Source organism: Enterococcus sp. DIV1444a (assembly GCF_051712125.1).
GTDB lineage: Bacteria > Bacillota > Bacilli > Lactobacillales > Enterococcaceae > Enterococcus > Enterococcus faecalis.
Map to the genome: position 1 here is coordinate 2,739,874 of NZ_JBIOOG010000001.1, position 16,392 is coordinate 2,756,265.

Genomic DNA, 16,392 nt, shown 5'->3' on the forward strand with positions numbered 1-16,392 from the left:
GCTCAACATGTCATACAACCTTTTTTCACACCTCTATAATAACAAAGAAAGCCTCTAGAGAAATTAACGAATTTTACACACTCAATGCGAAAATTTTGCAAGTTGTTGTTCTATCAAGGTTTAGCCAGCTGTTATTTAATAATCAGGGCTAAAATATGCTGTTTTTAACTCATTTTTTCTAAATTTGCTTCATAAAAAGTTAAACATCTTCTCTTTTTAACGAGAAAAGCTCAAAATATAAGTAATAAACACTTACATTTTGAGCTTTTCTTTTAATTATTTAAAAAATCAATTGAAAAAAAACACGTTCTTATCAAAGTTTTTAACTAATCAAGGCGCTAATTAATAGCCCCAAGGCATAGGTGCCATTGAAAACCAGTAAGTTTTTAATCGAATGACGGAAACTTTTCGGCTGTGGCAATTCTTGTTTAAATGTTTGAAGATTTTGCCAAATAATCGGCAAGGTGGCAAACGTAATTAACACAGGCCATTGATAAATCCCACTAATGAAGCCGAATAAAATCACCAGATAACCAGCTAACGCTAAGACTTGAAAGAGCACAATCCCCGCTGGCCGACCAATATAATAGACTAACGTGTAACGGTGGTTCTCAATATCCGTATCTAAGTCCCGTAAATTGTTGGCAAGCATGATGTTAGCAATCGAACAGACCAAGGGCAAGGAAGCCACGACAATCGCAAGCACTGCCCAGAAATTGCCGTCTAAGCGAAAGGCGCCACTGGCGAAATCGACCGTTAAGTAAAACGGTGGATTGGTGACGACGTTCAAGTAAACCGTTAAGACGAAGATGCCTAAGCCCATCGTGAAGCCACTGAAAATTTCTCCTAAGGGCATGCGAGATAACGGAATCGGTCCATAGGTGTAGAAAATACCGATGAAGCAGCAAATCCCCCCTAACACGAGGAAGAGCCAGCCGGTTTGAACCGTTAAGTACGCACCCACGACGGCAGTGAAGGCAATCATGGCGAAAATCATGTTGCGAACTAGTTGTGGTGAAACGCCTGATTGTCCGATAATATTTTCTTCATATTTATAGACGTCCGATTTGGCTTTTTTGAAGTCCATGTAATTATTAATGGCGGTAGTGGCCATATCAAAGACCACCATGCCAATGAAGAAAATCAGCGTGTTGCCCCACTGAACTTCCCCGAAATAGGTCATTGAAAACAAGACCCCGATAATAAAGGGAAAGAGACTGGCAAGCTTCGTCTGAATTTCCACTACTTTTAAAAACACATTTAAAGACATTTTTAGTCGCTCCTTATTTCAAATCGGCCCGATTCCCCATCGTATAGCCAGAGTCTTTGCCAATTTCAAAGTTACCTTCGATATCTTTACTGATGTAGACTTTGTCGTCTTTTGTGACGAAAATGGCATCGGTTCCTTTCAGACTTTCGACGTATTCTAGACCTTTTTTGACGCCCATTGAGAAGACGGCCGTTGAGAGACCATCACCATCGATAGATTTGTCGGTGATAATGGTGACACCTGCGATGTCGTTATCAAACGGATAGCCAGTTTCACGATCGAAGAGATGGTGGTACGTTTTGCCATCGACTTTTAAGTAGCGTTCATAAATTCCTGATGTGACTAAAGTCTTGTTGCTTTCTTTAACTTGACCTAAAACGGTGTTGCGGGCTTTATTCGGGTCTTGAATGCCGACTGTCCAGTCCATGTCTTTGCCACGTGGGCTGTGTCCTAAGACGTAAACATTCCCGCCTAAATCGACGATAGCGGTGGTAACGCCGTTGTCTTTCAGAACTTTCACGACTTCGTCGGTGATGAAGCCTTTGGCAATTGCGCCTAAATCTAGTTGCATGCCTTTTTCTTCAAGGTAAACGGTTTGCTCTTTGTCGTTGAATTTGACTTTCGTGTAATCGACAAGTTTCAAGGCTTGATCAATTTCGGCTTGGCTTGGTTTGCGGGCATCATCGAAGCCAATGTGCCACATAGAGGTGATTGGGCCAATCGCCATGTCGAAACCACCGCGGGAGTCTTTGCTGTATTCATAGGCTTTTTTCAACAAAGGATACAGGTCATCTGAGACTTTGACCGGTTTCACGCCTGCTTCTTGGTTGATTTCATCAATTTCTGAACCTGATTGGTTAACTGTGATTTTATCGCCTAGTTCTTTGACACGAGCAAAGGCTTTCGGTAAGACGTCTTCTTTACCATCATCATAGATACGAATTTGAACGTAGGTGCCTAGCATTGTTTGACGATCAGAGTATGGTTCTGTATTAATTTTCGCTTCTGGTTTTGAGGAACAAGCAGCTGCCACAAACAGCACTGCTAGAACACTTACCATGAGCAGAAGTTTCTTTTTCATAGGATTCCCTCTTCTTTCCTTCTTTAATTAAAAAATAAGTTCTCTTGCATAGTAGCCTTTTTTGGAAAAAATGAAAAGTCTTTCTCTTGGAAATTCACAAATTTCTGTGAAAAAAATTTGTGAAATGATGGACAGAACTAGCGAAGAAAAAGGGGCGGGAAAGTCAGCCAACCGACTTTTTCCCAACCCCTCAAATGATAATCCGCTGAACAAAAGCAACTCCTTCTTATTTCTCGGAGTTAAACGCTTTTGTCTCAGCCTAATGATTTATTATTAATTATTTTGTTACGATGTTGTCAACAACGATTTCAGTTGTGTCGCCTTTTTCAGCAGCGTTCACTAATTGTTGTGCGTAGTTGATGAATGAATGTGTGCTGTGTGTTGCACCAGTTACCACTTCAACACCTGCAGGTGAGCCGTCTTCTTCGCCCATTGCTTTAACAAATTCTTTGTTTAATGTTTCGATATATTCTTTTGGTCCAACGCCAGTAACGTCTTTCATTTTGCTTTCGTATTCAGTGTCATCTTTTTTAGATTTGCCGTCAGCGTTCACGTTATCGTAGTTAGATTCAGTGACTTTACCATCTTTCACAGTCATTGAGAATGTTGTGTGGTAGCCGTTTGAGTCATTTTTTTCTTTCAATGAGTACGTACCATCTTTCAATGTTGCCCCATTGTCGATTTCGATTGTGTCTGTGTTACCAGCTTGGGCTGCTTGGATTAATTGTTGTGCGTAGTTTTGGAATGATTCAGATGAGTGAGTCGCACCAGTTACTACTTCCACACCGCTTGCGCTTTGTGCTTTAACAAAAGAATCGTTTAATTGTTTGATGTATTCTTTTGGTCCAACACCAGATTTTGCTTTCATGCTTTCTTCATACTTAGTGTCTTCTGTTTTAGATTTGCCGTCAGCATTGATGTTGTCATATTTAGATTCAGTGATTTTGCCGTCTTTTACAGTCATTTCAAAGACTGCACGGTAACCATTTTTTTCATTTTTTTCTTCTAATTTATACGTACCATCTTTTAAATCGCCACCGGCAACTTTTTTCGCTGGTGCTGATGATTCCGTTGATTTTTTCGTTTCTGAAGATGCTGCGCTAGAAGAGTTCGTTGTGTTGTCTTTCTTGTCTGCGCCACATGCTGCTAATACTAAACTTGATAATGCAATTGCTGCAAAACCTTTAACAAATTTATTCACTTTCATTGATAGTCACCTTTTCTTTCATGATTTTCACAAACATCAAAAGTTTGTGATACATTACACATTATAATGGTTTTAAAAACGTTGTCAAGACCATCCCTTAAAAATATTTACATTTCGGTCTTTTTTTCATCAAAAACTCATCGTCGGAGTAAATTTGTTGACAATTAAAATTTATATTAGACAAATTCGTGAAATACTTATATAATGTTAGTCGATTGTGTACTTATTAATCATTATCACTATTTTACTACTTACAATATTAAGGAGCGGATTGTCAATGACAAAGCAAAATATTGTCGTTGTAGGTGCTGGGTATGCTGGCGTTTCAGCTACTAAATTTCTAGCAAAGAAATTTAAAAAAGATACGGACGTAACAATCACGTTGATTGATCGCCATTCTTACCACACTATGATGACCGAATTGCATGAAGTAGCAGGCGGACGTGTTGAACCAGAAGCAATTCAATACGACTTACAACGTTTGTTCTCACGCAAGAAAAACGTAAAATTGGTAACAGATACTGTTACTGGAATCGACAAAGAAAACAAAGTTGTGAAAACTTTAGCAGGTTCTTATCCATTTGACCAGTTAATTCTGGGTATGGGCGGCGAGCCAAACGACTTTGGAACACCAGGCGTGAAAGAAAATGGTTTCACCTTATGGTCATTTGATGATGCAGTGAAAATTCGTCATCACATTGAAGCAACTGTTGCTAAAGCAGCCATCGAACCAGATGCTGAAGTACGCAAAGCAATGTTAACATTTGTTGTCTGTGGTTCTGGTTTTACTGGGATCGAAATGGTCGGCGAATTAATCGACTGGAAAGATCGTTTAGCGAAAGATGCCAAAATTGATCCAGACGAAATTACATTAATGGTTGTTGAAGCAATGCCAACCATCTTAAACATGTTATCTCGTAACGATGCTGCCAAAGCAGAACGTTATCTAGAAAAGAAAAATGTTCAATTATTATTGAACTCACCAATCGTTGAAGTTGCAGCAGATCACATTAAATTAAAAGATGGTTCTGAAGTACCAACGCATACGTTAATCTGGACAGCTGGTGTGAAAGCAACTTCTGATGCCGCTGACTTTGGTTTAGAAGCAGCACGTGGTAGTCGTTTAGTTGCGAATGAATACATGCAAGCAAAAGGCTACGAAGACAAAAACATTTATATCATTGGTGACTTGGTTTATTACGAAGAAACACCAAATACACCAACTCCTCAAATCGTTCAAGCAGCTGAACAAACAGGTCATACGGCGGCTGCCAACATCGTTGCAGATATTAAAGGTGGCGAAAAACACGCCTTTAAAGGAAACTACCAAGGATTCATGGTTTCCATCGGCGCGAAATGGGGCGTTGCCAACTTATTCGATAAAATTCATTTGAGTGGTTTCTTAGCCATCATTATGAAACATATCGTTAACTTGAAATACTTCTTTGATATTCGTTCTGGTTACTACATGTTCCAATACATTATGCACGAAATCTTCCATATTAAAGATGATCGTTCTGTTGCTCGCGGACATACGTCTCGTTACGGCAATGTCTTGTGGAGTGTTCCGCTACGTGTTTTCTATGGTATGGTTTGGTTAGTCGAATCAATGAAGAAAATTGTCGGCAACGGCGATTACTTGAAACCAAGCACTTGGTTTGGTGATGGTTCTTGGTTCACAGATAAAGTCGTGTTCCCATTCCCTTGGTTACAAGAACAAGTAACAACAGGTGCTTCTCAAGCAACTGATACAGCAACAACTGCGGCAAGTGGTGCGGCGGATGCGGCGGCAAGCGGTGGTGCCGATGCGGCAACACAAGCAGCGCACTTTGGTTTAAGCTACGCTTACGGCGAAACACCAATGCAAGTGTTTGATCACATGCCTAAATGGTTCGAAAGCGTAATGAAATTTATGATGCCAAACCAAGAAGTTGCTTTGTTCATGCAAAAATTTATGACAATCGTTGAAGTATGTATTGCTTTAGCATTGATTGCTGGTTTATTCACTTGGTTATCAAGTGCTGCTACAATTGGTTTAACAATTGCCTTCTGTTTGTCTGGCATGTTCTATTGGGTAAATATCTGGTTTATCTTTGTCGCTTTTGCTTTGATGAACGGTTCAGGCCGTGCTGTCGGTTTAGACCGCTGGGTAATTCCATGGATTCAACGCAAACTTGGTAAAGCGTGGTATGGTACCCCGAAAGCTAGATACGGCGGTAAGTAAGCAATCGATTATCGATTGACAACTACGAGCAAAAGCTGAGACACATGTCTCCAGCTGACTATCATAGGATTTAGTATGTGGGACAGCAGTCAAGCATGACTTTTGTCCCACATATTTTCTTTTATATAATATGGTGGCTCAACTGGAAAAGAATACTTCTTTTCCGTTCATTATGTTATGATAGACAAGAAAAAAACACCAAAGGAGAGAGAAGAAAATGACGGTCAAAGAATTTATTAAAAAAAGTCGCTTGAAAACATGGGACGTTATTATTATTGCTGTTTTAGTTCTTGGTTCTTTTCTGCCCCTTGTTGTTTTTGCCATGCAAAACCGTGGTCAAGAAGCGGCTACCTATCAAGCAGTCTTGAAAGTAGACAACAAAGTAATCAAAGTCTTTGACTTAAAAAAGGACGGCCCGCATTATACATATAAATACGAAGCAAAAGACGGTGATTACAACCTGATTGAAGTAGATGGTGATCGTATCCGCGTGAAGGAAGCCAACTGTGCTGACTTAGTGGATGTTCGGCGAGGCTGGATTTCCAAACCTGGTGAAACCCCGATTGCCTGTCTGCCCCACAATTTGTTTATCACCGTGGAAGCTTCTGATGGGAGTGAAGACGGTAGCTTAATTTATTAAGCACGACAACTATGAGCAAATTACACAAGAATATCTATATTGCTATGCTCGTTGCCCAAGGGGTCATTATTGGTTTAATCGAAAATATGATTCCGTACCCTTTCGCATTTGCTCCTGGGGCAAAGCTCGGTCTAGCAAATTTAATTACCATTATTGCGATTTTCACCATGCGTAAGCGTGATAGTTTTTTTCTGGTCTGTTTACGTTTGATTTTAACGACATTACTAGGCGGTACACTTTCGACCTTTTTCTATAGTGCCAGCGGAGCCTTATTAAGTTATTTCGGCATGTTGCTCGTCAAGCAGCTGGGGCCAAAACGGGTCAGCATTATTGGGATTAGTGCCGTTGGTGGTTTCTTACACAACGTTGGTCAGTTGCTAACGACCTCTTTCTTTGCTCATTCGTGGGCGCCAATGCTGTACTTACCATTTTTATCTCTGTTTGGGTTACTCTCGGGAATTGCCATTGGGATTGCCGCTAACTATTTACTACAACATGTTCAGACGTTACGAAAATTCCAACTGAATTATGAACAAACAACGAAACATAAGTGGAGTCAATTTTTCTAATTGAAAACCTGTCCGCCACAATTAAAGGAGTCATCTTATGAATATACATCCTATGTGGAATACCTATCCTACGTTATCAAAAGAATTAACAACTACTCTTCGCTTGATGGAACAAGCGGTTCAAATCGATAATCAAGAGATTCAATCTGCTGTCCATGACATGATTCACTCTGGCGGCAAATTGCTACGTCCAGCCTACCAACTGTTGTTCTCTTATTTTGGTGAACAGCGGGACCCTAAAAAGGCGACAGCGCTAGCGGCTTCCATTGAATTACTGCATACCGCCACGTTAGTTCACGACGATATTGTCGATGAAGCTGATACGCGTCGTGGCTTGCCAACACTGCGTTCGCGCTTTGGTAATAGCACAGCCGTGTATACAGGCGATTATCTTTTTGTTTGCTGTTTCAAGCTCTTATCTGATTATTCTTCTTCATTAAAAAGCATTCAATTAAATTCTCGCAGTATGGAAAAAGTCCTGACTGGTGAGCTGGGCCAAATGGACAATCGCTATAATTTCGAGGTGACGATTGACCAATATTTAAAAAATATTTCCGGGAAAACAGCGGAATTATTTGCGCTAAGTTGTTTTGTCGGTGCCTATGAAAGTGGCACCTCCCAACGTTTTGCCAAACGTTGTGGTGAAATCGGCGAAAATATCGGACTGGCTTTTCAAATTATTGATGATATTTTAGACTATACACAAACCGCCGATGCCATCGGCAAACCCGTGTTAGAAGACGTGCGTCAAGGCGTGTATTCCTTGCCCTTGATTTATGCACTTGAAGCTAATCGTGAAGTCTTGTTGCCACTTTTAATGAAAAAAGAAGCCTTGACCGATGAAGAAACCCAGGAAATTTATCGTCTTGTCCATGAACTAGGTGGCGTAGAAAAGGCCCAACAATTAGCCACTCATTACACGGAAAAAGCGCTGAAAGAAATCAGCAAACTTCCTGAAACAACGGTCCAAGCGAAAGAACAATTGTATGAAATTACACAAACGATTTTAACAAGAGAGAATTAATGAAGCTGCTAAATCCTCAAGAGGATTTAGCAGCTAGCTTTTTAGGTGATACCTTGGTATAATAAACACGAAGAGAGCGTACTAGATATACGCTCTCTGGTAGACCGTTTAAGACGGTAGCTGAATTAATTAGGAAATAAACCCGTCAATCCTGGCTAAAGATTATGACGGGTTTATTTTTTGTCGTTTTTATTACTGATTTTGACAATTAACGTTGCGAAAGCGATCGCAAGCATCAATGCTTCAAAGACAGTCACTGCTATTCCTTTCTAGGGAAAGAGCAAACAAGCAAAAACATTGGCAGTCCCCCTTTTTTGAGAAATTGCCACCGTCATAAACTTCCTACTTGTGTAGTATAACACATTTATGCCTTGCTAGAATACGCTTACTTTTTTTATTTACTATTCGACTTTTCCGTTTCAACTTGCTATAATAAACACGAAGAGAGCGTACTAGTCATACGCTCTCTGGTAGACCGTTTAAGACGGTAGCTTGATTTTAATACGGAAATAAACCCGTTAATCCTGGCTAAAGATTATGACGGGTTTATTTTTTTTCGTTTTTATTACTGATTTTAACAATTAACGTTGCGAAAGCGATCGCAAGCATCAATGCTTCAAAGACAGTCACTGCTATTCCTTTCTAGGGAAAGAGCAAACAAGCAAAAACATTGGCAGCCCCCCTTTTTTGAGAAATTGCCACCGTCATAAACTTCCTACTTGTGTAGTATAACACATTTACTCTTTATTAGAAGGCGCTTTCTTTTTTTATTTACTATTCGACTTTTCCGTTTTAACTTGCTATAATAAACACGAAGAGAGCGTACTAGTCATACGCTCTCGGGTAGACCGTTTAAGACGGTAGCTTTAATTTATTGGTTAATAAACCCGTCAATCTTCGCTAAAAGTTATGACGGGTTTATTTTTTGTCGTTTTTATTACTGATTTTGACAATTAATGTTGCGAAAGCAATCGCAAGCATCAATGCTTCAAAGACAGTCAATGCTATTCCTTTCTAGGGAAAGAGCAAACAAGCAAAAACATTGGCAGTCCCCCTTTTTTGAGAAATTGCCACCGTCATAAACTTCCTACTTGTGTAGTATAACACATTTACTCTTTATTAGAAGGCGCTTTCTTTAAAAAAGTAGGAGACCTAAAGCGATCTAGAAAAAAGTGTCTCATTATCTATTGCTAGATAATGAGACACTTTTTACTTATCAAACGAAGCTTTTATTCTGGTGCATCTTCCAGAGACCATCGCATCACTCCAGTATACTTTCCGACTGGATCAGAAGGAAAAATCGTCAACTGAAGTTGTTTGGTCAAATTAGCGGTAGCGTTGCCGCTTCCTTGCAAAATAGGTTGACTATCTGTATTAATTAGAACACGCTGATTCTTCTCGCCATAACTTATTCTTTTGTCGAGCAACTCGCCATTTTCGTTCTTTAACGGTTGTTCTTCTTTTACTTTAATTGTCCACCGACTTTTATCAAGTTTGCTTGTATCTTCAATGCGGATTTCTTTATTTGTAGTAGAAGAAATCATTGTCTCTGTTGCGGGAATTTCATTCACACCAAAATTGATCGTATCAGGTAAAATGAGCTTGGGCCCAGCTTCTTTTTGAAGAGTACGACTGTCTTTTTCTGACTCTTGATTGTTCTCATCTTTGATATAAAAGAAAACCTCTCGATTCAACCACTGTTCAGGAAAAGTATACGTAACTTTATCAACAACCGATTCTGGCGTATCTACATATTTTTTTAATTCTTTTTCTTCCGTGCCACACTGCGCCATTAAAGTTACGTTAGTTGATGGATCATGTGAAAATGAAAAAGTAATCTCTCGCTGATTTGTAAAACGTGAGACCAATAGCGGATTTTCTTCATCCATCAATTTGAATTGTAATAACTTCTTTTCACGATAACGATGAATAATTGTTTGCTCCTCTGGAAGAAACAACCCTTGATCTTGTTGGGTCTTAATTGGCTCATAACCAGCTATTTCGGGATACTGATTAGATAAGTCAAAAGGCGTGGTTAAAAGCCCTTCTTTTGTGACTGATTCATGAATAGCATTATCTTGTTCATTTAAAAACACAGTCGTTACTTTCCCCACATAATTCACACTGGATGTAGCCGTCGTTTCCTCTAAATTTTCTCCATCTAAAAGGGTTTTCGCACTAAACGGCAAGTCTAATTTTCCATTTGATATGAGCGCCGTGTCGACTGGATTTTGAGTGCCTTGCCATTTCAAGTAAACTTTATATTGTAATACGGTATCATAAAGACGGCTATCTGACAGATTTTTTGTCACAATTTGGACATTTTCACCATCTGTTTGGCTAGTAAATAAATCCGTTAAATCTTCTCCTTTAAAGTCAGTAACTAAGACTTTGTCAAATTGATATTGCTTTGTTTGATTTACTTGGTTCAGGTTAATATTTACAGCCATTTGACTAGGTTTTGTCCACTGATCAATATTGGGGATGGTCTGTTGCACATTTAAGCAAACAGCCTTCTCTGCATTTTCAAAATAGGTATCCATTGCGTAGGCTGGGGGAAATTCTGGTTTTGCCAAAAAATCCGTAAAGTAAACAATAGATGACGGCGTTGTGTCATTGTTGTGAACGACAAATGTAATAGTAGAAATGCTTTTAGTTGTCACTTCAAAACGCTGGCGAGGATCCCGCCAAGGTATTCCTGCAGTGACATTTTTTAGGTATAACCAGTAATCATCGGCTCCACCATCCCACGTATCATAAAGAATATGTGTGGGATTTTCCGCATATAAGGCATCAATTACCGTTCCGGGGTTTTTATAGCCAACATATTTGTTTGAATTTAACCCATAGTAATTAAACGCTGTTTTTATCGTTAAGGGCTGACCATCATTATCAACAAAATCATAGGTAACCAGCATTTCGCCTTTAATCGTAATTCCTAAAAAATAGCTTTCAGTAAAACTAATTGATCCTCCATCCAAATTACTTTTATTCCGCTCTAGTGTAACCAGTAAATTAACTGCTTTTCCTTCATAGAACCCCACATTTTTTACTAATGCTTTACTTTTATTTGTCGTTCGACTAACTGCGATGTAGTTTGAAGACACTTCACCTTCAATTGGTTGGACGGAGGTATTTTCACCATAATGCATGATAAACGTGTTTGCCGCTGGTGTAACCGATTGATTTGCCCAATGGAAATAGCCCAGTTCTGTTAACGGTCTAGGAGCAGCTTCTACTTTTTTAACTCCTAAAAAGACCCCTCCAATTAGCCATAGCAAAATCAATAAATAGTTATGTTTTTTCAACTGAGATTACAACCCCCTTGCTTTTAATTAGATAAATAAATATTAAATAACAATCGTTACATTCCAAAGATGATTATAATAGAAACCCTATGCTACATCTATTTTAAATTATTTCTAAAAAACTCCTAAAAAACGAAGGTTTCTTGACCAATTGACTCCTCCGTTCCAACTTAGCATAATAAACACGAAAAGCGTGGAACAAAAATCACTTTGGATTTTTGCTCCACGCTCAAAACCTGATAAACGGGTCTCTTATTCTTTCTCCGACAACGCGCGCCAGACATCAAATGTTTGTTTTAATCCTTGGACATTATGAACGCGTAAAATTTCTACGCCTTGTTGCGCTGCATACAGGGAAGCAGCGGCTGAGCCAAAATCACGCTGGGCTGGTTCTGGCTCGTTCGTTAAAGCGCCAATGGTTCGTTTGCGAGAAACGCCGTATAGTAACGGATAATCTTGGTAGCGAAAGGCGTTAGGATCTTTTAACAGTTGAAGGTTTTCTGCGACAGTTTTATGAAAGCCAATCCCTGGATCGAAACAAATTTTTTCTAAGGAAAGCCCATATTTTTGGCATTGTTCAATTTTTTCTGTATAAAATTGGTGCAACTCTTCTTTTAAAGAAAGAGATTGGCGTTTTCTGGAATGCATAATCACAACTTGGATTTCAGGATATTGTGCGAGGACTTCTGCCATCCCTGGAGTGTCTAATCCTTTGATATCATTAATCATTGTGGCGCCAGCTTGGATAGCGGCTTCCGCTACTTCGGGATAGTAGGTATCCACAGAAATCGGCGCTAGAGAAGTGTCACGTATTTTTTTAATTAACGGTAATACTCGGTCTGCCTCAACTTGCGGAGAAACTTCTTCGTAGCCGGGACGTGTGGATTGACCACCAATGTCTAAAATATCGGCCCCCGCTTCTAGTAGATGAAGCGCATGTTGATAGGCCACGTCGACCGTTGTGTAACTACCGCCATCAGAAAAAGAGTCGGGAGTTGTGTTGACAATCCCCATAATTTGATAATTCTTTTTTAAATCAATCATTGTCACATTGCTCCTTTATCTGCTGAATCATCTTTCGTAAAGCCCGCATTCTAGGACTTATTTTCATTCGTTCACTCGTGGACAACTCCGCTAAGGTTTTGCCTCGGTCTGGTAAATAAATAATCGGGTCAAAGCCATAACCGCCTGTACCGCGCGGTTCAACCAATTCACCAGTCAAAGTGGCTTTCGTTTGCAATAATTTGTCGTCATCGAGTACATAGACCAGCGTGGCTGATAAGGTTAACTCTCGGGTCGACCGTCGCCCTTCAAATAAGTGCAACAGTTCGCGGTTCTGTTCTTCCGGATTGGCTGAATGGAAAAAGCGGCTTGTATGAATACCTAATAAATCAGGAAAAGCAGTTAACGTTAAGCCGCCATCATCACCTAACACTGGGCGGCCAATTAATTGTTGGAAAAAGCGAGCTTTTAGATAAGCATTTTCTGCATAAGTAGTGCCAGTTTCTGCTGGTTGTTCTTGACTGGTCGTATACTTTCGATAAGAGACGAGTTGAATAGTTGGGTCCTTAAGCCCTGATTGCATTTCTTTTAACTTACCTTGGTTATTCGTGCCAACAATGATTTCCATTTTCTAACGTATCTCCATTAAAAATTGATTTTTCCACTCTTGTTCTTTAAATAAACCGGTAAATTGAAATGTTTTGGTGCTACTTTGTGGTGTTTTCACGCCGCGCATCGTCATACACATGTGTTCCGCTTCAATGGCTACTGCAATGCCTTTGACGGGAATATTTTCTTGGAGTTTGCGGGCAATTGTCACCGTTAAATCTTCTTGAACTGTAGGACGTTTGGCACAATGTTCCACTAACCTTGGTAACTTGCTTAGTCCCAATACTTTGCCACCTTCTGGCAGATAAGCGACATGTACTTTCCCATAAAATGGCAATAAATGGTGTTCACACATTGAATAAAAGGCAATATCTTTTACTAAAACCATTTCGCCTTCATTTAAGCTATCAAATAATTTATAATCTTGAAATTCAGGTTCGGTTAATCCGCTAAAAACTTCTGCATACATTTTAGCTACTCGTTTGGGTGTATCAATGAGTCCTGACCGTTGAATATCTTCCCCCACTGCTTCTAAGATTGTGGTAACTGCCTGCTCAATTTGCGCTTGTTTTTCCTGCTCCATCTCTACCATTCCTTTTCGCTTACTCGCACTTCTTCTTGATTGCCACTGCGCTGAATCCACGTAGCTATTGGCGCGCCCAATAGTTGTTCCTCTGCGTAAACATCACTTAAGGGAATCAAAACAAATGACCGTTTTGTTAATTCTTGATGAGGAACTTGTAAGTGGGGCAACGTGACTGACTGTTCCCCTAATAATAAAATATCAATATCAATAATCCGCGGACCCCAGTGAATTAATTTTTTACGTTTCATTGCTTGCTCAATCCCTTGAGTAACAGCCAGTAATTCTTCAGCGGTATAGCTAGTATCAATTTTCAATACAGCGTTCAAAAAATCATCTTGGTCTGTATAGCCGTAAGGATCCGTTTCATAAAGTTTTGAAGAAGCCACGACCTGAATCTGCGGGTCTTCGTTTAAATAATTGCGGGCTTTCACTAAATTTGCGTACGGATCACCGACATTACTACCTAATGCTACATAGCCAATCATCTATACTTCTCGCTCCATTTCAATTTCAATATTGTCAAAAAGGCCGGGCATCGGCACACTATATTTTCTAATTTTAATGATAATTTTGTTCAATTGTTCTTGGTAATCTGTGGAAATATCATCTAAAATAGCACTCGCTAAACCTTCGATTAAATCGTACGAGTGATTGTTTACTCGTTGGGCAATCAATTCATTCACTTCGGCATAATTGACGGTTTGGGTGACATCATCTGTTCGCCCCGCCTCGGCTAGTGACAACTGCATTTCAAGGTCGATTTCTAATTGCTGTCCTAGACGTTTTTCTTCTGCCAAAACACCATTTTTTGTAAAAAATTTCAAGTTGTTGATTCTAATTTTATCCATCTTCTAACTCCCTACCCTCTGTTTTGCTGATTTTTTTAATCATAGCATATTTCTTGGAAAAGTCAGTAGTTAAAAGATGGAAAAGTGGTGATTGGTACGCTATAAAAAATTACTTTTTACCAATCAAATAGTATAAATTGAGTGGGCAAAAAAAAGCGTTGCATCAGCAACGCTCTCTTTTGGGGTTATTAGCCTTTTATCGCATTGTTACAAATTCTTCTGAGCCTGTTGGATGAATCGCAACAGTATTATCAAAATCTGCTTTGGTCGCGCCCATTTTAATAGCGACTGCAAAGCCTTGTAGCATTTCGTCAACACCGATGCCGATGCCATGCAAACCGACAATTTTTTCTTCTTTGCCGACACAGATTAATTTCATGTCGCATTTTTGACGGTATTCCCCTAAAGCGAAGTACATTGGCGTAAAGCTAGAGCGATAGATTTTCACTTGGTCTTCACCATATTCTTCAAGCGCTGCTTTTTCCGTCAAACCAATTGTCGCAACTGGTGGATGGGTAAAGACCACCGTTGGTACCAAGTTATAATCCAAATATAAATCAGTTTGTCCGTTAAATAGGCGTTCAGACAGACGCCGACCAGCGGCAATCGCGACTGGTGTTAAATCGATTTTACCAATGACATCGCCGACTGCGTAGATGCCATTTTGCGTGGTATTTTGGAATTTATCTACTTTGACGTAGCCTTTTTCATCAAGTGCTACTTTCGTATTTTCTAAGCCTAATTGATCCGTGTTCGGTTGACGGCCTGTCCCAAAAATCACGGCATCTGTCGTAATCGATTCACCATTTTCAAATGTAATAACGTACTCATTCTGCGCCGTTTTTTCAATTTTAGCTGGTGTTGCATTCGGATGAATTTGCATGCCCATTTCTTGATAGCGTGCTACGACTTTTTCAGAAAGCATGTCATCAAAGCTTCGTAATGGTCGATCGTGGCGGAAGGCCCAATGTGTTTCTGCGCCTAAGCCATGTAAGGTTCCTGCTAATTCGGCTGCGATGTAACCCGCACCGACAAAGACCACTCGTTTTGGCATTTCTTCTAACGCAAAGAAGCCGTTTGAATCTAAGGCATATTCTTCTCCTGGAATACCTAGTTTTTTCGGACGACCACCTGTCGCGATTAAAATGTGCGGCGCCGTATATTCTGTTCCATTGACTTCAATTGTTTGCTCCCCAGTAAACGTAGCGTAACCATGGATACGTTCAATGTTGTTACTGTCTAAACCACGATTATACGCGCCATGTAAGAAGTCAATATATTTTTCACGATTTTCAACTAATTGTTTAAAGCTAAAATTTTTGATTTCAACATCAAACCCGTAGCCTGTTGTGTCTCTTTCCATCATTTCCATCATGCTGCTAGCTTGCCACATAACTTTTTTAGGCACACAGCCAACGTTGACACAGGTCCCACCAATTTCGTTGCCCTCAATTAAAAGGACGTTGGCTCCGTGCATTCCTGCGCGGTTAGCAGAAGCAATCCCGCCACTACCGCCACCAATAACAATATAATCATAGGTTTTCATTTATTCTGGCTCCCTTTCAATTTGAACTTTCTCCCTTATTATCGCAAAAAATAGCAAAAAAAGACAGTCGTATTACTTACTTTTGTTTAGTTTTCTGCTGCTTCTGTTTCATTGATTCGTTCCGTAAAAGAACTGGGGGAAAGGAATTCAATCGTAGCATTGTCGAAGGGAATTCCTAAATCTTCTTTCGTTACGTTTGGATTCATTGTAATGACATAAAGTGTTTTGCCTAAGGAAAGTGCAATCCCAATGTCTAAATAACTTAGTCGGTCAAAGTCACCATTAATAAAAACGTAGGTTGCTTCGTGAAGGTACCGTTTTATCACTTCAATATCTGTAAACATTCCGGTTTGAACACAATCTGCTAACCCGAAGCTCACACCACCCGCATAGCCATGCTCATCTTCAAACAGCTGAGAATTTACCCAAAGGTCCGTTTGAATACGTGGGTTTTGACCAATTTAGTAGGCGAATACTT

The 16,392-nt window shown here is 39.7% G+C and carries 15 protein-coding genes; 4 read left to right on the forward strand and 11 right to left on the reverse strand.

Features of this window, described 5'->3' with window-relative positions; genetic code table 11:
* Positions 1–322 precede the first annotated feature (322 nt).
* From menA to pplA, 3 genes are all read right to left on the reverse strand, one after another.
* Complete coding sequence (gene menA / locus IGI87_RS13145) at positions 323–1,270, reverse strand: 1,4-dihydroxy-2-naphthoate polyprenyltransferase (RefSeq protein ID WP_104854357.1); 948 nt, start codon at positions 1,268–1,270, stop codon at positions 323–325.
* A gap of 13 nt (positions 1,271–1,283) precedes the next feature.
* Positions 1,284–2,351 carry an FAD:protein FMN transferase gene (locus IGI87_RS13150; protein ID WP_104884639.1) on the reverse strand — a complete coding sequence of 356 codons (1,068 nt, stop codon included), beginning with the start codon at positions 2,349–2,351 and terminating at the stop codon, positions 1,284–1,286.
* 277 nt (positions 2,352–2,628) lie between these two features.
* Positions 2,629–3,558, reverse strand: a complete 930-nt coding sequence (gene pplA / locus IGI87_RS13155) for an extracellular electron transfer flavoprotein PplA (RefSeq protein WP_047648933.1) — start codon at positions 3,556–3,558, stop codon at positions 2,629–2,631.
* A 277-nt stretch (positions 3,559–3,835) separates the two neighbouring features.
* Here pplA and IGI87_RS13160 point away from each other — a divergent pair, with 277 nt between their 5' ends.
* From IGI87_RS13160 to IGI87_RS13175, 4 genes are all read left to right on the forward strand, one after another.
* Positions 3,836–5,782 (forward strand): NAD(P)/FAD-dependent oxidoreductase, encoded by a 1,947-nt coding sequence (locus IGI87_RS13160; RefSeq protein WP_104884637.1) that lies wholly within the window; start codon positions 3,836–3,838, stop codon positions 5,780–5,782.
* Positions 5,783–5,999: 217 nt separating this feature from the next.
* The gene (locus IGI87_RS13165; RefSeq protein ID WP_104884636.1) at positions 6,000–6,422 is read left to right on the forward strand and encodes a NusG domain II-containing protein; all 423 of its coding nucleotides are present in this window, start codon (positions 6,000–6,002) and stop codon (positions 6,420–6,422) included.
* Positions 6,423–6,433: 11 nt separating this feature from the next.
* The gene (locus IGI87_RS13170) at positions 6,434–6,991 is read left to right on the forward strand and encodes a Gx transporter family protein (protein WP_002354743.1); all 558 of its coding nucleotides are present in this window, start codon (positions 6,434–6,436) and stop codon (positions 6,989–6,991) included.
* 37 nt (positions 6,992–7,028) lie between these two features.
* Positions 7,029–8,015 (forward strand): polyprenyl synthetase family protein, encoded by a 987-nt coding sequence (locus tag IGI87_RS13175; RefSeq protein WP_104854356.1) that lies wholly within the window; start codon positions 7,029–7,031, stop codon positions 8,013–8,015.
* A 1,229-nt stretch (positions 8,016–9,244) separates the two neighbouring features.
* On the opposite strand, the gene IGI87_RS13180 is transcribed toward IGI87_RS13175, so the two are convergent.
* The 8 genes from IGI87_RS13180 to IGI87_RS13215 form a co-directional block, all read right to left on the reverse strand.
* Complete coding sequence (locus IGI87_RS13180; protein ID WP_438737337.1) at positions 9,245–11,323, reverse strand: MucBP domain-containing protein; 2,079 nt, start codon at positions 11,321–11,323, stop codon at positions 9,245–9,247.
* 252 nt (positions 11,324–11,575) lie between these two features.
* Positions 11,576–12,367 carry a dihydropteroate synthase gene (gene folP, locus IGI87_RS13185; RefSeq protein ID WP_242366029.1) on the reverse strand — a complete coding sequence of 264 codons (792 nt, stop codon included), beginning with the start codon at positions 12,365–12,367 and terminating at the stop codon, positions 11,576–11,578.
* The gene (locus tag IGI87_RS13190; protein WP_242366028.1) at positions 12,360–12,953 is read right to left on the reverse strand and encodes a non-canonical purine NTP pyrophosphatase; all 594 of its coding nucleotides are present in this window, start codon (positions 12,951–12,953) and stop codon (positions 12,360–12,362) included. Before IGI87_RS13190 ends, folP begins: the two co-directional genes overlap by 8 nt.
* A 3-nt stretch (positions 12,954–12,956) precedes the next feature.
* A complete protein-coding gene (gene folE / locus IGI87_RS13195; RefSeq protein ID WP_438737340.1) occupies positions 12,957–13,526 on the reverse strand; it encodes a GTP cyclohydrolase I FolE in 570 nt (189 codons plus the stop codon).
* The gene (folK, locus tag IGI87_RS13200) at positions 13,520–14,005 is read right to left on the reverse strand and encodes a 2-amino-4-hydroxy-6-hydroxymethyldihydropteridine diphosphokinase (RefSeq protein ID WP_002365443.1); all 486 of its coding nucleotides are present in this window, start codon (positions 14,003–14,005) and stop codon (positions 13,520–13,522) included. Before folK ends, folE begins: the two co-directional genes overlap by 7 nt.
* Complete coding sequence (gene folB, locus IGI87_RS13205) at positions 14,006–14,368, reverse strand: dihydroneopterin aldolase (RefSeq protein WP_104854120.1); 363 nt, start codon at positions 14,366–14,368, stop codon at positions 14,006–14,008.
* 196 nt (positions 14,369–14,564) lie between these two features.
* The gene (gene gor, locus IGI87_RS13210; protein WP_113794736.1) at positions 14,565–15,914 is read right to left on the reverse strand and encodes a glutathione-disulfide reductase; all 1,350 of its coding nucleotides are present in this window, start codon (positions 15,912–15,914) and stop codon (positions 14,565–14,567) included.
* Positions 15,915–16,000: 86 nt separating this feature from the next.
* Positions 16,001–16,375 carry a hypothetical protein gene (locus IGI87_RS13215; RefSeq protein ID WP_438737442.1) on the reverse strand — a complete coding sequence of 125 codons (375 nt, stop codon included), beginning with the start codon at positions 16,373–16,375 and terminating at the stop codon, positions 16,001–16,003.
* Between the last annotated feature and the right edge of the window lie 17 nt (positions 16,376–16,392).